The organism is Glycomyces tritici, from assembly GCF_030403505.1.
In genome coordinates, this window is the sequence record NZ_JAUEMJ010000015.1 from 23,329 (window position 1) to 46,315 (window position 22,987).

Sequence of the window (22,987 nt, forward strand, 5' to 3'; positions counted from 1 at the left end):
GATGCTCCTGCACGTGCTGATCGGGATCCAGTTCTTCCTGGCCGGGTACGGGGCGATCGGGACCGGTTCGCCGGACGAGTCGTTCTCGCTGCACATCATGAACGGCCGGGTGATCGCGGTGGTGGCGCTGCTGGGCATCCTGTTCGCGGCGCTGGCGCGGTCGGGCGGGAAGCTGGTGGGCCTGGCGGCGGGCGTGTTCGGGCTGGTGGTGCTGCAGTCGCTGATCGCGCTGGTGAGCGTGGCGGGGACGACGCCGGGGCAGGTCATCTTCGGCTTCCACGCGATCAACGCGCTGATGATCATGGGTCTGGCGGAGGCTTCGGGCCGGTTGGCGAAGCAGCTGATCGAGGACCGCAGGCCGGTCGAGGCCGAGGCGGCGCCGGCCGCCGCTTGAGTTCGCGACCAGGGAACCGGGCCCGCGGCGACACCCCGCCGCGGGCCTTTCCCTGTGCTCGCTCAGCGCACTTCGGGGCGGTCGATGATCCGCTTCCAGGTGCCGTCTGCTTGGCGGCGCAGCACTTGGGTGCGGGTGCCCTTGCCGTCGGCGCTGATCGTGGAGGTCAGTGCGAGGCCGCCGTAGTGGACGGTGGGGAGCTGCTCTTCGTCGGTGGGGAACTTCCCGCCCTGCTCGCTGATGCCGGCGTAGAGCGCTTTGATCGCTTCGATGCCGGTGGTGGTGCGGCCGGGAGGGAACGCGATGACGGCGTCGTCCTCGTAGAGTTCGGCGATGCCGTCGATGTCGCCCGCGTTGAGCCGCTCCGCGACGAGGCGGGTGACGTGTTCGGGTTCGTTGGCGTGCTTGCCGTCTGCTGCCATTGGTATCCCTTTCTCGTTTCGGCGGTTCCATTGAGCCGACCAGATGCGCCGCCCTGATGTGAGGGTCTTTCGCCGATTGGCGCCGCGATTCCGGTCACAGCGGCCGGTGCGGGCGGGGTCTGGGCTGCTCGGTGATTGCCGGTGCCGTCGGCGGGCCGCATACTGGGCGGATGGACACCGCTGGACCGCACGTGGAGCCGAGGCGCTGCGCCCGGGTGCTCGTCGTCGACGAGCAGGACCGGGTCCTGCTGCTGCACAGCTCGGGGTTCGTGACCCCGGAGTCGGAGTTCTTCGTGACGATCGGCGGCGGCATCGACGCCGGGGAGAGCGCCGCCGAAGCGGCGGCCCGGGAGCTGTTCGAGGAGACCGGGCTGCGCGTCGACCCCGTCGCGCTCGGGGAGCCGGTCGGGCACACGCTCGGGACCTGGTGGCTCGGGTTCGAGGACCACCTGTTCTTCCTCCTGCGCGTCGAGCGCTTCACGGTCGACTTCGCGCACCTCGAGGCCAGCGAGATCGGCGAGCTCACCGGGTCGGCGTGGCTCTCGATCGACGAGGTCAAGGCCATCGACGAGGGGATCTTCCCGGTGCCCGTCGCGGACCTGGCCAAGCGGCTCCTCAGTGGTGACGTCCCGGCAGAGGCCGTCGAGCTCCCGTGGGTGAACTGGCGGGGTGACACCAAGCGCTTCCCGTTGCCCGAATGAGCGGTACGGCCGGATACTCGGTGCATGGTGGCCTCTGAGGGCAAGGCGGTGCGGCGGCGGTGCGCGCGGGTGCTGCTCGTGGACGAGCACGACCGGGTGCTGCTGTTCTACAGCCGCGACTACATGGGTCCGGGCGTGGAGTACTACGTGACGCCCGGCGGCGGGCTCGAGGCGGGCGAGTCGCTCGCCGAGGGCGCGGCCCGAGAGGTGTTCGAGGAGACCGGGCTCAGAATCGACCCGGGCGCGCTCGGGCCGGTCGTGGCCGAGACCGAGGGCGACTGGTCGGACAGTCCGGAGCTGGTGATCCATTCGCGGGACTCGTTCTTCTTCCTGCGGGTGCCGCATTTCGCGCCGGTGCGCGACGGGCTCGAGGACGTCGAGCGGGCGGAGTTCACCGCCGCGCGGTGGCTCGGCGCACAGGAGTTGGCGGCGGTCGACTCGCTGGTGTTCCCGGCACCGGTCGCGGACCTGCTCAAGGGACTCATGGCCGGTATGGTTCCCGTTGCGCCCGTGCAGATTCCGTGGGGCGCTTGGACGTGGGACCCCGATAGAGGGTGGACGGCTACGGAGCGTGCCCCCATACTTGACCGGTGAGCGCGACGAACGAACCCATCCGAATCGACCGGCGGGGAGCCCGGGGGATCATCGTGGATGAACAGGACTGCGTCCTCTTCATCGGCGGGTACGCGACCCCGGACCGCCCCGCGCGCTGGATCCTCCCCGGCGGCGGCATCGACCCGGGCGAGTCCATGCGGGATGCGGCCGCGCGCGAGCTCTACGAGGAGACCGGCCTGCGGGTGGCCCCCGCCGACCTGATCGGCCCGGTCGCCCGCCAGCACTACCGCAAGACCCGCCCCGGCAGCACGTTCACGCAGGAGAACCACTTCTTCCTGGTCCGCGTCGAGCGGTTCGCGCCGCGGGTGACCGGCGGCGACGCCTACGAGCAGGACCTCGAGTTCAACTGGATCCCGGTCGACGACTTCCTGACCACGGACGGCTTCGAGCAGGTCGAGCCGCTCCTGCACCTCGTCAAGCGGCTCATCAGCGGCGATGTGCCCGACGAACCGGTCCAGCTCGACACCATCGGCCGCCGCCTGGGCGCGGCGTGAAGGAGCCTGCTGTGAGCATCGAATCCGAGACCGGCGCGGTCTTCCGCATCGCCGCCCGCGTGATCTTCCTCGACCAGCACGACACGGTCCTGCACATGGGCGGCGACCGGTGCCTCGACGGCGTCACGCGCTGGATCACCCCCGGCGGCGGCGTCGAGGCGGGCGAGGACCTGCGCGCGGCGGCCGTGCGTGAGGCGGGCGAGGAGACCGGGTGCGCGATCGACCCGGAGGCGCTGGTCGGCCCGGTGGCGTTCGGGGTGTTCACGGCGTTCCCGAAGGGGCGCTTGCTGGTGCAGAAGAACTGGTACTTCTTCTACCGCACCGAGCGGTTCGCGCCGCGGGTCACGGGCGGCGACGCGTACGAGCAGAAGTTCGACTTCGCGTGGCTGCCGATCGACCAGTGCGGGGCGGCCGACGGGACGATCCTGCCCGACCGCACCGTGGCGCTCGTCAAGCGCCTGCGCGACGGCGACGTCCCGGCCGAACCGGTGGAGCTCGGCGGCACGCACAGCCCCCGCTGGGGCCACTAGGCCCCGTAGAGCCGCAGGAACATCCGCACGCCCTCAGTGGTCGTCTCGACCAGTTCCCGCTCCTCGAACGGCAGCGCCCCGAAGAAGGTCCGCTCGGCCACAGGGGTGAAGGTGAGCAGCGTGTAGTGCGCGGAGGCCTTCTCGGCGTCGTCGAAGGCCAGCAGGCCCTTGGCCTTCAGGGCCCGGAAGTGCTCGGCGACCACGCGCCTGGAGTGCAGCGGCCCGGTCTCCATCCACGCGTCGAGGATCTCTTGGGGCAGGTGTGTGACCTCGGCGCGGATCGTCCGGGCGATCGCGGCGTGGTCGTCCCTGGTGAGCACGGCCCGGGTGCGGTCGACGCCGAAGTCGATGAGCTCGGCCTCCAGTTCCACGATCTTGTGCAGGTGCCGGTCGGCGAGGGCCGTGATCTCCTCGGAGAGCTCCCGGGACGCCTCGAGCGCGCCGGTCAGGAACAGGGCCTCTTTGTCGGCGAAGTGGTTGTAGATGGTCTTCTTGGAGACCCCGGCCTCGCGGGCGATGGCGTCGACGGTGGCGCGGGTGTAGCCGTCCCTGCCGAACACGAAGTTGGCGGCGCGCACGATGGCGCGCCGCTTGTCCGGTCGACCGGTCCTGCCGGTGTCCACGGTCATCTGGTCCCCTTCACGGCACTCGGTGCGGACCACATTCTATTGACCGGGGACGCCGGCGGTTCACGCGAGGAACGCCGTGACCTCCTTGAGCGCGCGTTCGGGCTGCTCGGCGAAGGTGACGTGGCCGCTGTCGAGCTCGACGTAGGCGCTGCCGGCGATGCCCTGGGCGACCTCGCGGGTGAGGTCGACCGGGACGAGCGCGTCCTTGGCGTTGCCGACGACGAGGGTCGGGGCGGTGATGCGGGGCAGCAGGTCGCGGATGTCGAGCCGCAGGTCGAGGTCGATGTGGCGCAGGGTGCCCTCGTCGGGGACCATGCCGGCGTTGATCATCGCGAGGGTCGGGGCGTCGATGCTCCCGAGGAAGGTGGGGCTGAACGCGAGGGTGGCCGCCATCTGGCCGAACCGCTCGGCGTCGTCGGCGAGGGACTGCCACAGGCGCACCGACTGCTGGAATCCGCCGTGGTCGGAGCGGGCGAAGGAGGCCATGCTGACCAGGCGGGCGATGAGGTCGGGGCGCAGTGCGGCGACGGCCGCGACGATGGCGCCGCCGAGGGAGAAGCCGACGAGGTCGACCGTCTCGCCTTCGGCGGTTTCGGCTTCGATGACGGCGATGACCTGGCGGGCGAGGGTCTCGACGGCGAGGGGTGCGCCGTCGTCGGTGGTCGCGAGGGTGCCGGAGAGTTCGGGGAGGACGAGGGTGTGGTCGGCGGCGAAGTGGTCGAGGAGCTGGCCCCAGACGAATTCGGCCCCGCCGGAGCCGGTGCCGTGGACGAGGACGAGGCGGCGCTCGGCGCCCGAGGCGGAGGGGACGACGCGGTAGGCGACCTGGGCGGCGGCGACGGTGATGCTCGGCATGACGAGACCCTTCGAGGAGACTTAATGGTTTCCTTAGGAAACCGTTTGGTGTAATTCGAGACTACACCGACGCGCCGAAAAAGGAAACCCAGGAGTGTAAAAGTGACCGCCGTCATGCCCGCCTTCCTTACGGCGGCAGACGAAACGGCGCCGCCCCCGCTCGCGTGAGCAGGGGCGGCGCCGTCGAGAACGAGCCTAGAGCTGGACTTCCGAGCGGTCCCCGGACCAGTCCGTGTGGAACGTGCCCTCGCGGTCCACCCGCTTGTACGTGTGCGCCCCGAAGAAGTCCCGCTGCCCCTGGATCAGGGCCGCCGGCAGGCGGCGCGAACGCAGCCCGTCGTAGTACGCCAGCGCCGACGAGAAGCCCGGCGTCGGGATGCCCGCCAGCGCCGCCGTCGAGACGACCCGCCGCCACGCGTCCTGCGCGTCCGTCACGATCTTCGTGAACTCCGGCGCCGCCAGCAGCGTCGGCAGCTCCGGGTTCGAGCGCCACGCCTCGGTGATGCGGTCGAGGAAGCGCGCCCGGATGATGCAGCCCGCGCGCCACAGGGCCGAGCACGAGCCGAGGTCGATGCCCCAGTCGTATTCGGCGCTGGCGGCGGCGATCTGGTCGAAGCCCTGCGCGTACGCGACGATCTTGGAGGCGTACAGCGCCTGGCGGACGTCTTCGACGAAGTCCGCCGGGAAGTCCACCTTGGCGGTGGGGCCGGTGAGGACGTCGACGGCGCCTTCGCGCTGCTTGGTGCCGCTGGAGAGCGCGCGGGCGAAGGTGGCCTCGGCGATGCCGGTGACCGGGACGCCCAGGTCGAGGGCGATCTGGACGGTCCAGCGGCCGGTGCCCTTCTGGCCGGCCTGGTCGACGATGACGTCGACGAGCGGCTTCCCGGTGGCGGCGTCGACGTGGCCGAGGACTTCGGCGGTGACCTCGATGAGGTAGGAGTCGAGCTCGCCGGCGTTCCACTCGGAGAAGGTCTTGGCGAGGTCGGCCGGCTCGATGCCGACGCCGCGGCGCAGCAGGTCGTAGGCCTCGCCGATGAGCTGCATGTCGGAGTACTCGATGCCGTTGTGCACCATCTTGACGAAGTGCCCGGCGCCGTCGGGGCCCAGGCGCGAGCAGCACGGGGTGCCGTCGGGGGCCTTGGCGCTGATGGCCTCGAGGATCGGGCCGAGGGACTCGTAGGACTCCTCGGAGCCGCCCGGCATGATGGCCGGGCCCAATAGCGCGCCCTCTTCGCCGCCGGAGACGCCGGTGCCGACGAAGTGGAGGCCCTTCTCGCGCAGGGCCGCCTCGCGGCGGCGGGTGTTCTCGAAGTGGGCGTTGCCGCCGTCGATGATCATGTCGCCGGGCTCCATGAGCGCGGCGAGCTGGTCGATCACGGCGTCGGTCGCGTTGCCCGCCTGGACCATGATCATGGCCTTGCGGGGGCGCTTGAGGGAGGCCACGAAGTCGGCGAGCGCTTCGGAGGGGACGAAGTCGCCTTCATCGCCGTGGGCCTCGATCAGCTCAGTGGTCTTGGCGTGCGTGCGGTTGTAGACGGCGACGGTGAATCCGTGGCGGGCGAAGTTCCGGGCGAGGTTGGAGCCCATGACGGCCAGCCCGACCACGCCGATGTCGGCGGTGCTCATGCCTTGTGTCTCCCTACGTTGCGTCAGAGGTGTGCGCCCTGATTCTCGCCGAGCGGCCCGGCGGAGGCGGTCCCACCGCCGATCGTATCCACGCAGCGGGACGCGTGCGAGGCGACGCCGCCCGACACGGGCCGCGCTCCGTCCCGTCCGCACGCCCGGTGGCCCTAGGCTGTGAGCATGCAGTACTACGAATCGGTCCTCGACCTCATCGGCAACACCCCGCTGGTGCGGCTGGGCTCCGTCACCGACGGCCTCGCCGCGACCGTGCTCGCGAAGGTCGAGTACCTCAATCCCGGCGGGTCCATCAAGGACCGCATCGCCCAGCGCATGATCGACGAGGCCGAGGCCTCCGGGGCGTTGCGGCCGGGCGGCACCATCGTGGAGCCCACCAGCGGGAACACCGGCGTGGGCTTGGCGATGGTGGCGCAGCAGCGCGGCTACCAGTGCGTGTTCGTGTGCCCGGACAAGGTCTCCGAGGACAAGCGGAACGTGCTCAAGGCGTACGGCGCCGAGGTCGTGGTGTGCCCGACCGCGGTCGATCCGGAGGACCCCCGCTCCTACTACAAGGTCTCCGACCGGCTGATCAACGAGATCGAGGGGGCGTGGAAGCCCGACCAGTACTCGAACCCGGCGAATCCGGCCTCGCACTACCACCAGACCGGCCCGGAGCTGTGGAAGCAGACGGACGGGAAGATCACGCACCTGGTCGCCGGGGTCGGCACGGGCGGCACGATCACCGGGATCGGCAAGTACCTCAAGGAGGTCTCGGGCGGGAAGGTGCAGGTCGTGGGCGCCGACCCGGAGGGGTCGGTGTACTCGGGCGGCACCGGGCGGCCGTACCTGGTCGAGGGCGTGGGCGAGGACTTCTGGCCCGCGAACTACGACCGGGAGCTGGCCGACCGGATCGTGGAGGTGACCGACGCGGAGTCGTTCGCGATGACCCGGCGCCTGGCCCGCGAGGAGGGGCTGCTCGTGGGCGGCTCGGCGGGCATGGCCGTGGTCGGCGCGCTCGCGGTCGCCCGCGACGCGAAGCCGGACGACGTGATCGTGGTGATCCTGCCGGACGGCGGGCGCGGGTACCTCTCGAAGATCTTCAACGACGCGTGGATGACCGAGTACGGGTTCATGGGCGGCTCGGGCGAGACCACGGTGGGCGAGGTGCTGGCGAGCAAGGGCGGGGAGATCCCCGAGCTCGTCCACGTGCACCCGCAGGACACGGTGCGCGAGGCGATCGACATCATGCGCCAGTACGGGGTCAGTCAGATGCCGGTGCTCAAGGCGGAGCCGCCGGTGACCAGCGGCGAGGTGGCCGGGGCGGTCGCCGAGCGGGACCTGATGGACGCGCTGTTCTCGGGGCGGGCGACGCTGCACGATCCGATCGAGCGGCACATCGGGGGCGCGCTGCCGACGATCGGCTCGGGCGAGCAGGTGGAGCGGGCGGTCGCGGCCCTGCACGACCGGGACGCGCTCATGGTCTTCGCGGAGGGCAAGCCGGTCGGCGTGCTCACCCGGCAGGACCTGCTCAGCTATGTCGAACACTGATGTTCATTTGACGGAGCGGCCGACACCCTCCTAGTATAAGTTCAAACTTATATTAGGAGGCGACATGCCCGATCCCAAAGACCCGATCGCGTCGGCCGCGATGGTCGTCCGCGAGATCCGCACCGGCGAGCGGGGCGGCGCCGCGACGAAGGTCCTCGTCGCCCGCCGCACCTACCGCTCCCCCCGGCCCGACGTCTGGGACGCGCTCACCAGCCCCGAACGGCTCCCGCGCTGGTTCCAGCCGGTCAGCGGCGACCTCGAAGTGGGCGGCCGGTACCAGTTCGAGGCGCAGGCCGGCGGCACGATCGAACGCTGCGACGCCCCCGAGCTGCTGGCCGTCACCTGGGAGTTCGGCGGCGGCATGTCCTGGCTCGAGGTGCGCCTGAGCGAGGACGGCGGCGGCACGGTGCTCGAACTCGTCCACGAGGCCCCGGTCGACCCCGCGATGTGGGCCCAGTACGGGCCCGGCGCGGTCGGCATCGGCTGGGACGGGCTCCTGCACAGCTTCGGCTACTACCTCGAGACCGACGCGTCGCTGGACCCCGACGAGTGGGAGCGGTGGATGACCGGACCCGAAGGCGCCGACTACGCGCGCCGCCTCGGCGACGCCTGGGGCGCGGCCGCGATCGCCGACGGGGACGACCCGGACGAGGCGAAGGCCGCCGTCGACGCGGTCGTCGCGTTCTACACGGTGCCGCCGCAGCAGCCGGAAGCGTGAGCGGGGCAGGCGACGGCGGATCGGCCGAGGCCGCGTTCGACGCCCTGGGCGACCCGATGCGCCGCCGGATCATGGAGCTCCTCAGCGAAGGGGAGCGCCCGGCAGGGGCGGTCGCCGAGCTCCTCGGCGCGAGTTTCGGCATCTCGCAGCCGGCGGTCTCCCAGCACTTGAAGGTGCTGCGCGAGGCCGGGCTGGTGACCGTGCGGGCCGAGGGGACCCGGCGCATCTACGGCGCCGACGCCGACGGCCTCGACGGCGTGCGGGCCTGGCTGGAGCGGTTCGCGGACGGCTTCGCCGGCCCGCTCGACGCCCTCGAGACCGAGCTGGCCCGGGGCCGGCGCGAACGCCGCCTCGCCGACCGCCCCGCCCGCGAGCGCCGCCGCGGGGCCGCGTAGCCGCCGAGAATCCAAATAGGAAAGTATCCGACTCATTCGGTTGCAGGCCTTGCAAAGGGCGCTCGCAAACCGGGCGAGTCGGATTTTTCTGTCCCGGCCGCCTTGACAATCACCCCGCGCCCGGACACGATGAGGAGCATATATTTAGGAATCTTTATATTTGGAGGTCCCTTGAGACGCAATCGAAGAGCGGCCATCGTCGCCGCCACCGCCCTCGCCGTGGCCGGCACCGCAATCGCCGTGCCCATGGCCCTCGCCAACACCGCCTCCGCCCAAGTCGCCTGCGTCGGCGCCGCCTGGCAGTCCAGCGCGGTCTACGTCGGCGGCGACCAGGTCAGCCACGCCGGCCGCGAATACCGCGCCAAATGGTGGACCACCGGCGAGACCCCCGGCACCACCGGCCAATGGGGCGTCTGGCAGGACCTCGGCGCCTGCGACGGCGGCGAACCCACCACCCCGCCCACCACCGGCGAGCCCACCGACCCGCCCACCGGCGGCCCCGGCCACAGCGACAACCTGCTCACCGGCTACTGGCACAACTTCGACAACGGCTCAGGCGTCATGGAGCTCAACGAGATCCCCGCCTCGTACGACATCGTCGCCGTGGCCTTCGCCGAGTCCACGGCCACGCCCGGCCAGGTCGACTTCGCGCTCGACTCGAGCCTCACCAACACCGGGTACACCGAAGCCGAGTTCAAGGCCGACATCACCGCGATCAAGGCCCAGGGCCGGGACGTCGTCATCTCCGTGGGCGGCGAGCGGGGCACCGTCACCGTCAACAACGCCACCACCGCGGCGGCCTTCGCGAGCTCGATCGTCGGGCTCATGAACGAGTACGGGTTCAACGGCGTCGACATCGACCTCGAGCACGGCATCAACCCCGGCCCCATGGAGACCGCGCTGCGCTCCATCAACGCTTCGAAGCCCGGCTTCACATACACGATGGCGCCGCAGACGATCGACTTCCAGTCCGCCCAGGGCAGCTACGCGCAGCTCGCGATCAACACCAAGGACCTCCTGACGATCGTCAACATGCAGTACTACAACTCGGGCTCGATGCTCGGCTGCGACGGCCAGGTGTACGCCCAGGGCGACATCGACTTCCTCACGGCGCTGGCCTGCATCCAGCTGAAGGCCGGACTCGATCCGGGCCAGGTCGGCCTGGGCCTGCCGGCCGTGCCGAGCGCCGCCGGCTCGGGCTACGTCAACCCGGCGATGGTCAACGACGCCATCCGCTGCCTGGAGACCCGCCAGAGCTGCGGGAACTTCGTGCCCGACCAGGCCTACCCGGGCATCGGCGGCGCCATGACCTGGTCGATCAACTGGGACGCCACGAACGGCTACAACTTCGCCGACACCGTCGGATAGCAGCAGGTCCACACCAATGATCCGGCTCCGCTCATCGAGCGGGGCCGGATCATTTCGTCGTCGCGTCAGGCGGTGACGGCCTCGCGGAGGAGTCCGTCGATCGACCGGGCCGAGCCGTTCACGTTCGAGAGGACGGGGTGTCGGCCGCCCGGCGCAACTGGCCCTCGAGGGAGGTCATGCGGGCCTCGGTGCGCATCTCGGCGTCCGTGGGGACGATGACGACGGTGTAGACGAGGATCAGCATCGCGATCGCGGTGAGCGTGGCCATGGGGAAGACGAGGTCCATCGAGTCCACGCCGTGGGCGCTCGCGGTCGAGTCGCCGGCGGTGGCGACGCCGAACATGGCCGTGTAGTGCATGAGGTTGACCGCCAGGGCCATCACGACCGCGGCCAGCCAGATCGAGGCGGCGCGCTGGACCCGCCACGAGAGCCACAGCGCGGTGGTTGCCGCGACGACGGCGATCGCGACGGCCGCGGCCACGTACCCGGGTCGGTGGGTGAGCACGACGTCCGTGCTGACCGCGGCCATCCCCATGTAGTGCATGGCGGCGACCCCCGCGCCGGTGAACAGGCCGGCGACGGCGAGCTTCAGCGTCGAGTACCGGCCCAGGCCGATCACCAGGAGGCCGCAGGCGACGACCGCGACGGCGACGAGGGCGCTCAACGCCGTCAGTGCGGGGTCGTACCGCAGTTCCGCGTCCTCGACGGCGAAGCCGAGCATCGCGACGAAGTGCATGACCCAGATGCCGTTGCCTCCGATGGCGAACGCGGCCACGGCGAGCCAGAGGGCGCGGCGTCCGGGCTGCTCGTGGCGGCGGGCGTGCCGGGCCATGAGCAGGCCGAGGGCCGATCCGGTCATGGACACCAGGAATGCGATCGGAAGGGTGAGGTAGCCGTACGAGAAGTGCTCGATCATGGGGGCGTTCCAGAGGTGAGGGATGTTGTACTGACCAGTACGGTTTTGCGAATCGTAACCGGCCGGCGGCGTCCTCAGTGGCCTCGCGAATCTCCCGATTTGCGGCTTTGTCATGCTTATGCCGCTCAAAGGAACCGCTCCCAAGGCGGTGCGGCAACTGTGAAATGTGGACAAATCTAGTCAGAGGGGGTCGGCGCACTCCGAAGGACGCCCCGTACGGCCAATGAAGACCGACCGTTCGGACCACAAGCGACGGTGTGCGGCCGGGCCGCCACCGCCGTGCGGGTGGGCGTTCAGTACCGGTCGAGCAACGGGAGCGACTTCTCCAGCTCGGCCCAGTCGCGCCGGTTGACCGCCCATCTGCCGACGCGCAGCTTCACGAGCGAGCCGTCCTTCCGCTGAAGGCAGAGCTGGTTCCCCGCGATCACCCACCGCTCGCCCGCCCGGAGCGACTGTCGGAGGCTCCATCCGTACTTGCCGCGCACGAGGAACCGCTCCTCCACCAGCTCCATCCCCGGATACCGGAGGGCGACACCGAGGGCGAGGAGAACGAGCACGCCGGCGACCACTGCCGCCGCGAGCAGGAAGCCGGGGTCGGAGTAGTTCACGTCCTGATCGACGAGGGGTACGGGCAGCATGGCCAGGACGCCGAGCGGCGCGGCGATCGGGGCGATCCAGAGCGACGAGCGGAGCTTCATGCGGAGCCTTTCACGGATACCGGGGGAGGACCGGCCGCTGCAGGTCCGGGTCTCGCGCCGATCGTATGCGAAGCCGGCTCGATTTCGCTCGCCGCGGCCGTCCGGGGGCGGCGCCCGTCTCGGCGGCGACCTGCTCCCAGTCGATCGGGGCGGGCGGTCGTCCCCGCATCCGGGCGCGCTCGACGAGGGCGTGCAGCCGTGTGTCGGTCACCGGACGATCCCGGCGAGGCTGCCGCATACCGCGGAGCCTACGGCTCCGATGCGAGACGTGCCCCCGACCGCCGGACGCCCAGCATCGTCCGCAGGTGCGCCATGCTCCGCGCCAGGGCCCGCAGGTACTCGAGCACGAGCGCCCAGATCCCGAACGCGGCCCGGACCAGGCCGAGGATCCGCTGCGCGGACCACGGGACGGCTTCACGGCCGACGGCCGCCAGCCGGTCGACGAGACCGGAGACCGCTTCGCGCGCCGATTGCACCGCGCTCGCGGCGCCCTCGACCGCGTGGCCCAGCACCGCGGCGGACGCCGCGACCGCTGCGATCCCGTTCACGTTGCGCGCCATCAGGTGCTGGTAGGCGAGGTGGTCGGGTCCCTGCCACCCCTTGAGGTCGGCCTCGATGCTCCATTCGAGGTCCTCGGCGATCTCCCGCAGTTCCGCCGCGATGAGCGCCCAGCGGCGTGCGGCCGCGGCGGCGGCCTCGCGGTCGACGTCCATCCGGTCGATGAGCGACCGGAGCGGGTCCGCCAGCGGCGCCGCCGGGTTCACGTCGTCTCCGGAACGCACGGGAGCGGTCGAGGCCGGGGCGGCGCCGCGGGCGGCGAGCCGGTCGTCGAGCCAGGTGCGCTCCCGGAACTTGGCGACCAGTGCGTCGAAGTCCCCTCCGCCGCTCGGCCGCGAGCCGGTGCCGGCCTCAGGGGCCTTGCGGCTCCTGCCGCGGCCGGTGGACGCCCAGTAGTCGGCGCGGCGTTCCCGGTTGCCGTTCCGCTTGCCGTCCGCCATGCGGTGGAGCTTGCGCGTCGCGTTCTCGAGGTTCACGGGGAAGCGACCGGTCAGCTCGTCCTGGTCGCGGCGCCGGTCTTCGATGAGCGCCGCGACCGGCGCGCACAGGTCGCCGAAGACGTCTTCGCACAGGGCCGCTTCGGCACTCACGTGCCCGACCAGTTCGATGCGGTAGCCGAGCAACTCCAGGTTGCCGGCGTGGGTTCTGAGGATCCGCGGGTCCACAGGGGGTGGAGGGCCCATCGGCCTCACTGCTCCTCAAGGGACAGGCGGCGGAAAGGCCGCCGCACTGTACCCCCGAGTCTACGCGGGCCGCGCCGTTTCGGCACGGCCGATTTCGCCTAGGCGACCGTCAGCTTGGGCTTGCGGCCCACCGTGAGCACGGGCTTGCGGGTCTCGGCGTAGAAGTCGTTGCCCTTGTCGTCCACGACGATGAACGCCGGGAAGTCCTCGACCTCGATCTTCCAGACCGCCTCCATGCCCAGCTCCGGGTACTCCAGGACCTCCATCGACTTGATGTTGTCCTGGGCGAGCTTCGCGGCCGGGCCGCCGATGGAGCCGAGGTAGAAGCCGCCGTGGGTTTTGCAGGCGTTGGTGACCTGGTCGGAGCGGTTGCCCTTGGCGAGCATGACGAACGAGCCGCCCGCGGCCTGGAACTGCTCGACGTAGGTGTCCATGCGCCCGGCCGTGGTCGGGCCGAAGGAACCGGAGGCGTAGCCCTCGGGGGTCTTGGCCGGGCCCGCGTAGTAGACCGCGTGGTCGCGCAGGTACTGCGGCATGGGCTCGCCGGCGTCGAGGCGCTCCTTGATCTTCGCGTGCGCGATGTCGCGGGCGACGACGAGCGTCCCGGTGAGCGAGACGCGGGTCTTCACCGGGTGCTTGGACAGCTCCGCGCGGATCTCGCTCATCGGCCGGTTCAGGTCGATGCGGACGACGTCCTCGGCGAGGTCGTCCTCCTGCACGTCCGGCACGTACCGGCTCGGGTCGGTCTCCAGCTGCTCCAGGAACACGCCCTCGGCGGTGATCTTGGCCATCGCCTGCCGGTCGGCCGAGCAGGAGACGCTGAGCGCCACGGGCAGCGAGGCGCCGTGGCGCGGGAGGCGGATGACGCGCACGTCGTGGCAGAAGTACTTGCCGCCGAACTGGGCGCCGATGCCGAACTGGCGGGTGAGTTCGAGGACCTGCTGCTCGAGTTCGACGTCGCGGAAGCCGTGGCCCAGCGGCGAGCCTTCGGTGGGCATCGTGTCGAGGTACTTCGTGGACGCGTACTTCGCGGTCTTGACGGCGAACTCGGCGCTGGTGCCGCCGATGACGATCGCCAGGTGGTAGGGCGGGCACGCGGAGGTGCCGATGGCGCGCAGCTTCTCCTCGAGGAACCGCATCATGGCGTCGGGGTTGAGGATCGCCTTGGTCTCCTGGAACAGGAAGGACTTGTTGGCGCTGCCGCCGCCCTTGGCGATGAACTGGAACTTGTACGCGTCGTCGCCCTCGGCGTACAGCTCGATCTGCGCGGGCAGGTTCGAGCCGGTGTTCTTCTCGTCCCACATGGTCAGCGGCGCCATCTGGCTGTACCGCAGGTTGAGGTCGTGGTAGGCCTGCCAGACGCCGCGGGAGAGGTGCTCGGCGTCGCGGCCGTCGGTGAGGACGTGGCGCCCGCGCTTGCCCATGACGATGGCGGTGCCGGTGTCCTGGCACATCGGCAGGACCATCCCGGAGGCGATGTTCGCGTTCTTGAGCAGGTCCATCGCCACGAACCGGTCGTTGCCGCTGGCCTCGGGGTCGTCGAGGATGGAGCGCAGCTGCGCGAGGTGGGCGGGGCGCAGGTAGTGCGAGATGTCCTTGACGGCCTCTGTCGCCAGTTGCGTCAGGACCTCGGGCTCGACGGTGAGGAAGCGCCGCCCGGCGGCTTCGACCGTGTTCACCCCGTCCTTGGTGAGCAGGCGGTACTCGGCGGTGTCGGGGCCGACGGGAAGCAGGTCGGTGTAGCGGAACTCCGATGTCACGCGTTCCAACTTAGCGCGCAGGGTGCCGGGGCCGTGTGTGAGGCGAAGCTCAGTCGGCGCCGGCCGCGAAGCGCGCGCCGGTTCCGGTGTCGGGCCCTTGAATGTCGTACCCGGCCGGTAGCGTCACATCCGGGCGGCGCGCCGGTGGCGCACCACCTGTAAGCAGGTACGATTGCCCGGTTGTCCGCACCGGCCCGGTTCTCCGGAACGGCGCGGCACGCGCAAGTGATTCCTCCTGCTGCGGAGAGACCGCAGCCGTTTTAGACCAAAGGGGGTGGAGCTATCTTGCGGCATTACGAACTCATGGTGATCCTCGAACCGAACATCGAGGAAGCCCAGGTCAGCCCGACACTGGACAAGTTCCTGAAGGGCGTCAAGGACGCCGGGGGAACCGTCGACAAGATCGACGTCTGGGGCCGGCGCCGTCTCGCCTACGAGATCAACAAGAGCAACGAGGGCCTCTACGCCGTCATCGACCTGCAGTCCGAGCCCGGTCCCGTCGCTGAGATGGACCGTCAGCTGCGACTCAACGAGTCGGTGCTGCGTGCCAAGGTGCTGCGACCGGAGCTTCGGTAACCCGACCCTGTAACTGCGAGACCTTAGGGAGAAGAGGTCATGGCAGGAGAGACAGTCATCACGGTTATCGGCAACCTCGTCGACGACCCCGAACTGCGTTACACGCCGTCCGGTGCCGCCGTCGCGAAGTTCCGAATCGCATCGACCCCGCGCACGTTCGACAAGGAGTCGAACGCGTGGAAAGACGGTGAGGCGTTGTTCCTCACCTGCAGTGTGTGGCGCCAGTACGCCGAGAACGTCGCCGAGACCCTGTCGCGCGGTACCCGCGTGATCGTGCAGGGCAGGCTCAAGCAGCGCAGCTACGAGACCCGCGAGGGCGAGAAGCGCACTGTGTACGAGCTGGACGTCGAGGAAGTCGGCCCTTCACTGCGTTTTTCCACAGCGAAGCTCAACAAGTCGGGCGCAGGCTCCGGCGGTGGCGGCGGTCGTTCCTTCGGGGGCGGCGGCAACACCGGTGGCGGTTCCGCACCTGACGACCCTTGGGCCTCTGCCGCCCCTGCCGGCGCTTCCGCCGGCGGTGGAGGCTTCGACGAGGACCCGCCGTTCTAACCGGTACTGCCTCGGCAGTCCGGTAACGATCTCGAGTAAGAGGCAAGACGACACATGGCCAACCCGAAATCGGCTCCCCTGCGGAAGCCGAAGAAGAAGCCGAACCCGATTGACAAAGAGGGTATCGAGTACATCGACTACAAGGACACGGCGCTACTTCGGAAGTTCATCTCCGACCGCGGCAAGATCCGTGCCCGCCGGGTGACCGGCGTGACCACCCAGCAGCAGCGCCAGATCGCCGCGGCCGTCAAGAACGCCCGCGAAATGGCTCTGCTTCCGTACACCAGCCAGACCCGCTAAGGAAGGAGCGCAACATGAAGATCATCCTGACTCATGAGGTGCCCAACCTCGGCTCGGCCGGCGATGTGGTCGAGGTGAAGAACGGCTACGGCCGCAACTACCTCCTGCCGCAGGGCCTGGCGATCGCCTGGACCAAGGGCGGTCAGAAGGAAGTCGACGCGATCCAGCGTGCCCGTGCGGCCCGCCAGATCCACGACCTCGACCAGGCTCGCGCCGTTGCGGAGCAGCTGAAGAAGACCGACGCCCACATCGTCGCCCGCACGGGCGACGGGGACCGGCTCTTCGGCTCGATCTCCGCGGTCGACGTGGTGAAGGCCGTCGACGAGGCCGGGGGTCCGAAGATCGACCGCCGCCGCGTCGAGCTGCCCGCCGCGATCAAGTCGATCGGCACCTACGACGTTGCGGTCAAGCTGCACCCGGAGGTGACCGCGAAGTTCAAGCTTCAGGTCACGCCGGCCAAGCGCCGCAAGAAGTAGGACGCGAAAGCGACAGTCAGGCCCGCGACCGTTCAGGTCGCGGGCCTTGCTCGTGTCCGTTCACTCCTTCGCATGAACCCCGCCCGCGGCATTCGCCGCTTGTGCCCCGATATCCCCGCTGGTGTTCGAACCCCTTGCCGCTCTTGAGCTCGAAACCCGCGCGAATGCGTCGCAGGCGTATGGGACGGTGTCCTTTTCACTGGTAGTGGTGAAGGTGGGAACGGGCGGGTATCCCGGGGCACCCGGTACGGCCTCGGGCCGGCGGCCTCCCTGCCGCTCAGATCACCCAGCCGGCCGTTCGCAGCACCACCGTCACCAGGCCCGCGCCGAGGATCGCCGCCGCCGAGCCGGCCACGCCGGCGCGCCAGCCCGCGCGCGGGAGCCGCAGGAGCACCGCCACCAGGAGGCTCGCCGTGAGCGCCGAGAGCGTCCACGCCCAGCCGCCCGCGATCGCCGCCGAGAGCCGCCCGCCCACTGTGCACCCCGCCTCGGCGCACGTCGCGTCGACCGGCGGCTGCCACAGCACCCACGCCAGGTACACCGCGATCGGCACCGCGTACCAGGCGAGCGTCACGAGCAACGTCGGCGTGAACGCCCGCTCCCCCGGGCGGTCGTCGCCGTCGGGGTCGAGCCGGGGCCTGCGCTCGGGTTGCCGGGGGGCGTTCATGGGGTCTCGCTCCTCTGATCCGTGCCGGGGTCGCCCCTCACCTTAGCCGCAAGTTGGCACGATCGAATCTCCATCCACAGGCGGTGGACGGCGTCCCCACAGGTGAACGCCGCGATTCGAGCCCGGTTCATGTAACTGTCCACAGGTTGTCCACAGGCCGGACGCGGTTATCCACAGGTTATCCACAACCTTGTCCACAGGGTTGTCCACAGCCCCGTTTGCAACCGTGCCCGGCGCGACATAGCGTCGTTGACGCCGCTCATCTGTCGTATGCAGGCGGTACATTCTCCATGAACGCACGGTGACCGAGGGGGTGGACGGCATGACCGACGTGTCGGCGGAAGGCGTCTACTCGCGGGGAGCGAACGGCTCGAGCAGCTCCTATTTCGACACTCCGCCCGAGGATCCGTTCAGCGGCAGCGGCGGCGGTGGCGGCGGGTCCGCCCGCGCCTACGAGCGCACCCCGCCCCAGGACCACCAGGCCGAGATGTCCGTCCTCGGCGGCATGCTCATGAGCAAGGACGCGATCGCCGACGTCATCGAGGTGCTCGGCCCGGGCGACTTCTACCAGCCCAAGCACGGCATGGTCTTCGACGCGATCATCGACAAGTTCGGCAACGGCGAGCCCGCCGACGCCGTCACGATCGCCGCCGCCCTCGCCGACACCGGCGACCTCGCCAAGATCGGCGGCGGCCCCTACCTCCACGACCTGCTCAACGCCGTGCCCACGGCCGCGAACGCCGGGTACTACGCGAAGATCGTCAAGGAGAAGGCGATCCTGCGCCGCCTCATCGAGGCCGGCACGAAGGTCGTCCAGTACGGCTACGGCGGCGGCCAGGGCGGGCGCGACATCGACGACCTCGTCGACCTCGCCCAGCAGGCCGTCTACGAGGTCACGGACAACCGCCAGAGCGAGGACTTCGCGGTCCTCTCCGACCTCCTCCAGCCCGCGATGGACGAGATCGAGGCGATCGGCGCGAGCCAGGGCCTCATGACCGGCATCCCGACCGGCTTCGCCGATCTCGACCGGCTCCTCTCGGGTCTGCAGGCCGGCCAGCTCATCATCGTCGCCGGGCGCCCCGGCGCCGGCAAGTCAACGGCCGCAATGGACTTCATGCGGCACGCGTCGCTCCACCACCGGCACGCCGCGGCCCTGTTCAGCCTCGAAATGAGCAAGCTCGAGATCGTCATGCGCCTCTTGAGCGCCGAGACGCGGGTGCCGATGCACGTCCTGCGCTCGGGCGACCTGAGCGACGACGACTGGACGCGCCTGGCCAAGCGCATGGGCGACATCTCCGAAGCGCCCCTGTTCGTCGACGACACGGCCTCGATGACGATGATGGAGATCCGGGCCAAGGCCCGCCGGCTCAAGCAGCGCCACGACCTCAAGCTCATCGTGGTCGACTACCTCCAGCTGATGACCTCGCCGAAGAAGACCGAGTCGCGCCAGCAGGAGGTCTCGGAGATCAGCCGCGGACTCAAGCTCCTGGCCAAGGAGGTGCAGTGCCCGGTGATCGCGGTCGCGCAGCTCAACCGCGGACCCGAGCAGCGCACCGACAAGCGCCCGCAGCTCTCCGACCTCCGCGAGTCCGGTTCGCTGGAGCAGGACGCGGACGTCGTGATCCTGCTGCACCGCGAGGACTACTACGACAAGGAGTCGCCGCGCGCGGGCGAAGCCGACTTCATCGTCGCCAAGCACCGCAACGGCGCGACGGACACGATCACCGTCGCGGCCCAGCTGCACCTCTCGCGCTTCGTCGACATGGCCGTGTAGCAGGCCGGGGGCCAGTCGCCGAGGATCTGCCGTCCATTCCGGCTGGGCCCCTTGCGGTTCCGCCGAGAAGCGACCCTCAGCGCCACCACTCGACCGCGATGGACGGGCCGAGGCCGATCTCCTGCTCAAGTTCGTCGACCGCCTCGTCGTCCTGCGCCAGGCCCTGGAACAGGGTCCCGGTCACCGTGCCCGCCACCGCATCGCGCAGCGGCAGCCACCAGCCGAGCAGCACCACCGGGTACAGCAGGTACCCGAAGCGGGTGGACGGCATCAGCAGGAACGCCGCCGAGAGCCCCGCCGCGCACCACAGCGCCGCCGACGCGGCCGTCACCGGCGGGCGCGTCCACAGCAGCCCCGCGATCACCAGCGCGGCGAGCCCGAGGAGCGCCGGGGCGATGAGGTCGCCGCCCGGGACGTACCGGGCGACAAGGAATCCCGGCAGCGGCGACTGCGCTGGCGAGGTGACCACGCCGTGGCCGAGGCCGAACGCGACCACGTTGTCGAAGAACCCGCGGGCGTCCACGGCCAGGACCGGGAGCATCGTCGCCGCGACCGGCACGGCGAAGCCGGCAAGGTAGCGGCGCGTACCGGCGCGGGACTCGCTGCCTCGCAGCATGAGGAACGCGATCACGACGGCGGCGGGCCACGCGAAGAGCTTGAGTGCGGCGGCGGCGCCGATCGCGAGCCCTGCGGCGAGCGGGCGTTCGCGGTGGGCGAAGGCGAGCGCGAGGACGATGAGGGCGACGACGGGCATGTCGTCCCCGCCGGTGGCGAACGTCAAGGCGCACACGGGGAAGACGAACGTGGCCTGGACGGCGCGCAGCAGCGGGCCCTTGCCGGCGCCCGTGACGCCCGGGTCGCTGCCGGAGCCGCCGCGCAGGAGCCGGACCGCGCCGATCGCGCAAGCGGCGGCGGCGAGCAGGAAGTAGAGGCGGGCGTCGGTCCACCAGTGCTCGCCGAGGAGCGCGGCGGGGATGCCGAAGAGCGCCATGCCGGGCTGGTACGGGTTGTAGCCCAGGAGCGGTTCGGGGAGGGCGCTGATCGCGTCGGCGTGCAGGTAGGGGCTGCCGGTGTCGAGGAGGCGGGCGCCGGAGGCCTCGACGACGAGGACCTCTTCCTGGGCGCGGCCGCTGACGCCGGCGGCGCGGTCGATCGCCATGAACACCAAGGGGATCGCGGTGACGGCGAGGGCGGCGCCGACGGTGATGAAGGCCCGGCGGCGCCACACCGGTCCGGGCTGGGCCAGCAGGATCGCGGCGCAGATCGCCGCGGGGAGGTAGCCGCCGAAGGCGATCGCGCCCCACTGGGCGTGCGAGTCGAGGGTCGTCCACAGCGCGGTCGCGCCCGCGAAGAGCGCGGCCAGGCCGTAGAAGGCGAGGTCGATGAAGAGCGGGCGGTTGGACACCCGGACAGCGTACGGGGGCGGGGCGAGGGCCTGTCCGGTCAATCCGGGCGGTGCGGCCCCGGGCCGGTCAGCGCACCGGGATGCGGGCCCAGACCTCCTGGGTGCCGTCGCCGAGGGAGCGGGCGCCCCAGTCGGCGGAGAGCTTGGAGACGATGAACATGCCGCGCCCGTGGGCCGAGTCGAGGTTGACCGCGCACACGTGCGGGTGGGTGCGGGAGCCGCCGTCGATGACGCGGACCTCGACGTCGGACGGGCCGAGTTCGAAGCTCACGCACACGTCCCCGCCCGGGAGCGGGCGGGCGTGCCGAACGGCGTTGGAGACGAGCTCGGTCGCGCACACGAGGAGGTCGTCGCGGACCTCGTCGGGGAGATCGGGGAGCGATTCGCGCAGCCACCGGCGGACCTGGCTCGCCGCCCCGGACTGGTGGGGGACGCGCAGCCGCTCTGGCGCCGGTATCGCAGCGGGCATCGCGGTCCCCTTCCTTCCTCCGTGCCGTGGGGAGGCTATACAGCAACCTACCTGTTGCAAAGGCATGACGCCAGCATTACCGGCGGACCCTGAGTCCGTCGCGGAGCGGCGCTTCAGCCCGCGAGGGTGTGCCTGATCGCGGCCGGGCGGTCCGTGAACATGACGTCGACCTCGAGTCCCGCCATGCGGTGGGCGGTGTCGGCGTCGTTGACGGTCCAGGTGTACACCTGGTAGCCCGCTTCGTGGCTGCGTTCGACGAATTCGGGGGTCGAATCGAGGTAGTCGACCCTCGAGCTGAGCACCTGGACCCCCTCGGGCGGGCGGCGGAACGGGTACTCGAAGATCCAGACGAGCGGTGTGTCGGTGTCGAGGCCGCGCCAGGTCTTGAGGGCCGCGCGGGAGAAGGACATGACCGTGGCGTCGAGTCCGGGCCATCGCCGCAGCGTCTCCCACAGGCGCATCTCGAGGCGGGGCCCGAACTTCGAGGGGTGCTTGGTCTCGATGAACAGTTTGAGGTCTTTGCCCGAGTCGACGACGAGACCGAAGAGGTCTTCGAGGGTGGGGATGCGCTCGGCCTCGGGGTTGCCGGCGCAGTCGGGGAACAGGTGGGCGAAGTTCAGCCCCCGCAACTGTTCGAGAGTGAGATCCGACACGGCGCCCTTGGCGCCGGAGGTGCGTTTGACGGTGCGGTCGTGGTGGAGCACGAGCTGGCCGTCGGCGGTGAGGCGGATGTCGAACTCGAACCCGTCGGCGCCCTCGACGATCGCCTGCCGGAAGGCGGCGATCGAGTGCTCAGGGAGGAACTCGTTCGCGCCTCGGTGGGCGGCGATCAGCGGCTGGGACACCCCTTGACGATAGACGAGGGGCCTGACGCCGCGCCCGGTTCGCGGTGTGCGTCCGGGGACGCGGTGATGAACGTCCCCGGAGCGGTGCGGTCCGGGTGAGCGCCGGGCCGTCGCCGGGCGGTGGGCGCGGGTCCCCGCGGCTGGGACGGGCCCGGTTCCGGTGGCGGCGGGTGCGGCGGGGGAGGGAGGATGGACGCGTGCGACATGACCCAGAATTCACGGCTCACCAAGCGTCCGACGCGGGGCCGGAGACCGCGGCCCCGGAGGCGACCGGTCGGCCGGAAGCTGCGGCTCCGCAGGCGTCGTCCGGCGGCGCGCCCGCGCCTTCGACCGCGCCGGTCGCGGCGGGTTACCGCGACCTGGGCTGGGCCAAGATCGACACCGACCGCCCGGCTCGGACCGGCACGGCCGAGGCCGTGTACGCGGCCGGGAAGACGCCCGAGCAGGTCGTCGGGGCGCTCAGAGCCCTGCGCGAGGCGCACCCGGGCCGGGTGGCGGTCGCGACCCGATGCGACGACGCGTGCATTGCGGCGGTGCGGGAGTCCTTCGGCGACGACGTGCTGGTCGAGAGCGGGGTGTGCGCGGTCGGCGACTTCCCGGACGCCGAGACCGGGCTGCTCGCCGTGGTGTGCGCCGGGACCTCGGACCTGCCGGTGGCGCAGGAGGCTCGGATCGTGGCCCGCGCCAACGGGATCGACACGCGGCTGGTCGCCGACGTGGGCGTCGCCGGCCTGCACCGGCTGCTCGACAAGGTCGGCGAGCTGCGGGAGGCCGCCTGCGTGATCGTGGTGGCGGGCATGGACGGGGCGCTGCCGTCGGTCGTGGCGGGCCTGGTGTCCGCGCCGGTGGTCGCGGTGCCGACCTCGGTCGGGTACGGGGCCGCGTTCGGCGGGCTGGCGCCGCTGTTGACGATGCTGAACTCCTGCTCGCCGGGGGTCACGGTGGTCAACATCGACAACGGGTTCGGCGCGGCGATGGCCGCCGCCCGGATGCTCGGCATGAAGGCGGCATCGTGAAGGCGG

Annotated in this window: 27 protein-coding genes; 15 read left to right on the forward strand and 12 right to left on the reverse strand. The window is 70.6% G+C overall.

The window, feature by feature from the left end; translation table 11 throughout:
* The first annotated feature begins 1 nt into the window (after position 1).
* Positions 2–394 carry a DUF6220 domain-containing protein gene (locus tag QWI33_RS28195; RefSeq protein WP_289960066.1) on the forward strand — a complete coding sequence of 131 codons (393 nt, stop codon included), beginning with the start codon at positions 2–4 and terminating at the stop codon, positions 392–394.
* Positions 395–456: 62 nt separating this feature from the next.
* Here the strand turns inward: QWI33_RS28195 and QWI33_RS28200 are convergent, their stop codons facing one another.
* Complete coding sequence (locus QWI33_RS28200) at positions 457–816, reverse strand: YybH family protein (RefSeq protein ID WP_289960023.1); 360 nt, start codon at positions 814–816, stop codon at positions 457–459.
* Between the two features lie 170 nt (positions 817–986).
* On the opposite strand from QWI33_RS28200, the gene QWI33_RS28205 reads away from it, so the two are divergent.
* From QWI33_RS28205 to QWI33_RS28220, 4 genes are read left to right on the forward strand one after another with little or no spacing between them, the layout of a single operon-like run.
* Positions 987–1,517, forward strand: a complete 531-nt coding sequence (locus tag QWI33_RS28205; protein ID WP_289960024.1) for an NUDIX domain-containing protein — start codon at positions 987–989, stop codon at positions 1,515–1,517.
* A gap of 24 nt (positions 1,518–1,541) precedes the next feature.
* A complete protein-coding gene (locus QWI33_RS28210) occupies positions 1,542–2,111 on the forward strand; it encodes an NUDIX hydrolase (protein ID WP_289960025.1) in 570 nt (189 codons plus the stop codon).
* A complete protein-coding gene (locus QWI33_RS28215) occupies positions 2,108–2,626 on the forward strand; it encodes an NUDIX domain-containing protein (protein WP_289960026.1) in 519 nt (172 codons plus the stop codon). The genes QWI33_RS28210 and QWI33_RS28215 overlap by 4 nt, the downstream gene beginning before the upstream one ends.
* Before the next feature lie 11 nt (positions 2,627–2,637).
* Positions 2,638–3,156, forward strand: a complete 519-nt coding sequence (locus QWI33_RS28220) for an NUDIX domain-containing protein (RefSeq protein ID WP_289960027.1) — start codon at positions 2,638–2,640, stop codon at positions 3,154–3,156.
* Here QWI33_RS28220 and QWI33_RS28225 read toward each other — a convergent pair.
* The 3 genes from QWI33_RS28225 to gnd form a co-directional block, all read right to left on the reverse strand.
* Entirely contained in the window at positions 3,153–3,785 is a 633-nt protein-coding gene (locus QWI33_RS28225) for a TetR/AcrR family transcriptional regulator (RefSeq protein ID WP_289960028.1), read from the reverse strand. The genes QWI33_RS28220 and QWI33_RS28225 overlap by 4 nt on opposite strands.
* Before the next feature lie 60 nt (positions 3,786–3,845).
* The gene (locus tag QWI33_RS28230) at positions 3,846–4,640 is read right to left on the reverse strand and encodes an alpha/beta fold hydrolase (RefSeq protein WP_289960029.1); all 795 of its coding nucleotides are present in this window, start codon (positions 4,638–4,640) and stop codon (positions 3,846–3,848) included.
* Between the two features lie 195 nt (positions 4,641–4,835).
* Entirely contained in the window at positions 4,836–6,266 is a 1,431-nt protein-coding gene (gene gnd, locus QWI33_RS28235; RefSeq protein WP_289960030.1) for an NADP-dependent phosphogluconate dehydrogenase, read from the reverse strand.
* Positions 6,267–6,443: 177 nt separating this feature from the next.
* Between gnd and QWI33_RS28240 the strand changes: the two genes are divergently transcribed.
* From QWI33_RS28240 to QWI33_RS28255, 4 genes are all read left to right on the forward strand, one after another.
* Entirely contained in the window at positions 6,444–7,808 is a 1,365-nt protein-coding gene (locus QWI33_RS28240) for a cystathionine beta-synthase (protein ID WP_289960031.1), read from the forward strand.
* A 64-nt stretch (positions 7,809–7,872) separates the two neighbouring features.
* Positions 7,873–8,526, forward strand: coding sequence for an SRPBCC family protein (locus QWI33_RS28245; protein WP_289960032.1), 654 nt, complete (start codon positions 7,873–7,875; stop codon positions 8,524–8,526).
* Entirely contained in the window at positions 8,523–8,921 is a 399-nt protein-coding gene (locus QWI33_RS28250; RefSeq protein WP_289960033.1) for an ArsR/SmtB family transcription factor, read from the forward strand. Before QWI33_RS28245 ends, QWI33_RS28250 begins: the two co-directional genes overlap by 4 nt.
* 171 nt (positions 8,922–9,092) lie before the next feature.
* Positions 9,093–10,289, forward strand: coding sequence for a glycosyl hydrolase family 18 protein (locus tag QWI33_RS28255; RefSeq protein ID WP_289960034.1), 1,197 nt, complete (start codon positions 9,093–9,095; stop codon positions 10,287–10,289).
* Positions 10,290–10,407: 118 nt separating this feature from the next.
* On the opposite strand, the gene QWI33_RS28260 is transcribed toward QWI33_RS28255, so the two are convergent.
* The 4 genes from QWI33_RS28260 to QWI33_RS28275 form a co-directional block, all read right to left on the reverse strand.
* Complete coding sequence (locus QWI33_RS28260) at positions 10,408–11,205, reverse strand: MHYT domain-containing protein (RefSeq protein WP_289960035.1); 798 nt, start codon at positions 11,203–11,205, stop codon at positions 10,408–10,410.
* A gap of 293 nt (positions 11,206–11,498) precedes the next feature.
* Positions 11,499–11,903: a hypothetical protein gene (locus QWI33_RS28265; RefSeq protein ID WP_289960036.1), complete on the reverse strand. Its 405-nt coding sequence runs from the start codon at positions 11,901–11,903 to the stop codon at positions 11,499–11,501.
* A gap of 248 nt (positions 11,904–12,151) precedes the next feature.
* Entirely contained in the window at positions 12,152–13,144 is a 993-nt protein-coding gene (locus QWI33_RS28270) for a hypothetical protein (protein WP_289960037.1), read from the reverse strand.
* 98 nt (positions 13,145–13,242) lie between these two features.
* Entirely contained in the window at positions 13,243–14,904 is a 1,662-nt protein-coding gene (locus QWI33_RS28275; RefSeq protein WP_289960038.1) for a fumarate hydratase, read from the reverse strand.
* A 285-nt stretch (positions 14,905–15,189) separates the two neighbouring features.
* Here QWI33_RS28275 and rpsF point away from each other — a divergent pair, with 285 nt between their 5' ends.
* The 4 genes from rpsF to rplI are packed head-to-tail and all read left to right on the forward strand — an operon-like array spanning position 15,190 to position 16,805.
* The gene (gene rpsF, locus QWI33_RS28280; RefSeq protein WP_289960039.1) at positions 15,190–15,480 is read left to right on the forward strand and encodes a 30S ribosomal protein S6; all 291 of its coding nucleotides are present in this window, start codon (positions 15,190–15,192) and stop codon (positions 15,478–15,480) included.
* Positions 15,481–15,519: 39 nt separating this feature from the next.
* Positions 15,520–16,029 (forward strand): single-stranded DNA-binding protein, encoded by a 510-nt coding sequence (locus tag QWI33_RS28285; protein ID WP_289960040.1) that lies wholly within the window; start codon positions 15,520–15,522, stop codon positions 16,027–16,029.
* A 54-nt stretch (positions 16,030–16,083) separates the two neighbouring features.
* Entirely contained in the window at positions 16,084–16,329 is a 246-nt protein-coding gene (gene rpsR, locus QWI33_RS28290; RefSeq protein WP_270116456.1) for a 30S ribosomal protein S18, read from the forward strand.
* Between the two features lie 14 nt (positions 16,330–16,343).
* The gene (gene rplI, locus QWI33_RS28295; RefSeq protein WP_289960041.1) at positions 16,344–16,805 is read left to right on the forward strand and encodes a 50S ribosomal protein L9; all 462 of its coding nucleotides are present in this window, start codon (positions 16,344–16,346) and stop codon (positions 16,803–16,805) included.
* Positions 16,806–17,082: 277 nt separating this feature from the next.
* On the opposite strand, the gene QWI33_RS28300 is transcribed toward rplI, so the two are convergent.
* Positions 17,083–17,472, reverse strand: coding sequence for a hypothetical protein (locus QWI33_RS28300; RefSeq protein WP_289960042.1), 390 nt, complete (start codon positions 17,470–17,472; stop codon positions 17,083–17,085).
* A 301-nt stretch (positions 17,473–17,773) separates the two neighbouring features.
* Between QWI33_RS28300 and dnaB the strand changes: the two genes are divergently transcribed.
* A complete protein-coding gene (gene dnaB / locus QWI33_RS28305; RefSeq protein ID WP_289960043.1) occupies positions 17,774–19,246 on the forward strand; it encodes a replicative DNA helicase in 1,473 nt (490 codons plus the stop codon).
* 76 nt (positions 19,247–19,322) lie between these two features.
* Here the strand turns inward: dnaB and QWI33_RS28310 are convergent, their stop codons facing one another.
* The 3 genes from QWI33_RS28310 to QWI33_RS28320 form a co-directional block, all read right to left on the reverse strand.
* A complete protein-coding gene (locus QWI33_RS28310) occupies positions 19,323–20,651 on the reverse strand; it encodes a glycosyltransferase 87 family protein (RefSeq protein WP_289960044.1) in 1,329 nt (442 codons plus the stop codon).
* A 67-nt stretch (positions 20,652–20,718) separates the two neighbouring features.
* Entirely contained in the window at positions 20,719–21,120 is a 402-nt protein-coding gene (locus tag QWI33_RS28315; protein WP_289960045.1) for an ATP-binding protein, read from the reverse strand.
* Between the two features lie 113 nt (positions 21,121–21,233).
* Positions 21,234–21,965 carry a glycerophosphodiester phosphodiesterase gene (locus QWI33_RS28320; protein WP_289960046.1) on the reverse strand — a complete coding sequence of 244 codons (732 nt, stop codon included), beginning with the start codon at positions 21,963–21,965 and terminating at the stop codon, positions 21,234–21,236.
* 197 nt (positions 21,966–22,162) lie between these two features.
* Between QWI33_RS28320 and larB the strand changes: the two genes are divergently transcribed.
* Positions 22,163–22,981, forward strand: a complete 819-nt coding sequence (larB, locus tag QWI33_RS28325) for a nickel pincer cofactor biosynthesis protein LarB (RefSeq protein WP_289960047.1) — start codon at positions 22,163–22,165, stop codon at positions 22,979–22,981.
* Positions 22,982–22,987 lie beyond the last annotated feature (6 nt).

Coding starts and splice junctions, on each gene's coding strand:
- QWI33_RS28195 (WP_289960066.1), top strand. CDS start 2: ATGCTCCTGCACGTGCTGATCGGGATCCAGTTCTTCCTGGCCGGGTAC.
- QWI33_RS28200 (WP_289960023.1), bottom strand. CDS start 816: ATGGCAGCAGACGGCAAGCACGCCAACGAACCCGAACACGTCACCCGC.
- QWI33_RS28205 (WP_289960024.1), top strand. CDS start 987: ATGGACACCGCTGGACCGCACGTGGAGCCGAGGCGCTGCGCCCGGGTG.
- QWI33_RS28210 (WP_289960025.1), top strand. CDS start 1,542: ATGGTGGCCTCTGAGGGCAAGGCGGTGCGGCGGCGGTGCGCGCGGGTG.
- QWI33_RS28225 (WP_289960028.1), bottom strand. CDS start 3,785: ATGACCGTGGACACCGGCAGGACCGGTCGACCGGACAAGCGGCGCGCC.
- QWI33_RS28230 (WP_289960029.1), bottom strand. CDS start 4,640: ATGCCGAGCATCACCGTCGCCGCCGCCCAGGTCGCCTACCGCGTCGTC.
- gnd (WP_289960030.1), bottom strand. CDS start 6,266: ATGAGCACCGCCGACATCGGCGTGGTCGGGCTGGCCGTCATGGGCTCC.
- QWI33_RS28240 (WP_289960031.1), top strand. CDS start 6,444: ATGCAGTACTACGAATCGGTCCTCGACCTCATCGGCAACACCCCGCTG.
- QWI33_RS28245 (WP_289960032.1), top strand. CDS start 7,873: ATGCCCGATCCCAAAGACCCGATCGCGTCGGCCGCGATGGTCGTCCGC.
- QWI33_RS28260 (WP_289960035.1), bottom strand. CDS start 11,205: ATGATCGAGCACTTCTCGTACGGCTACCTCACCCTTCCGATCGCATTC.
- QWI33_RS28265 (WP_289960036.1), bottom strand. CDS start 11,903: ATGAAGCTCCGCTCGTCGCTCTGGATCGCCCCGATCGCCGCGCCGCTC.
- QWI33_RS28270 (WP_289960037.1), bottom strand. CDS start 13,144: ATGGGCCCTCCACCCCCTGTGGACCCGCGGATCCTCAGAACCCACGCC.
- QWI33_RS28285 (WP_289960040.1), top strand. CDS start 15,520: ATGGCAGGAGAGACAGTCATCACGGTTATCGGCAACCTCGTCGACGAC.
- rpsR (WP_270116456.1), top strand. CDS start 16,084: ATGGCCAACCCGAAATCGGCTCCCCTGCGGAAGCCGAAGAAGAAGCCG.
- rplI (WP_289960041.1), top strand. CDS start 16,344: ATGAAGATCATCCTGACTCATGAGGTGCCCAACCTCGGCTCGGCCGGC.
- QWI33_RS28300 (WP_289960042.1), bottom strand. CDS start 17,472: ATGAACGCCCCCCGGCAACCCGAGCGCAGGCCCCGGCTCGACCCCGAC.
- QWI33_RS28315 (WP_289960045.1), bottom strand. CDS start 21,120: ATGCCCGCTGCGATACCGGCGCCAGAGCGGCTGCGCGTCCCCCACCAG.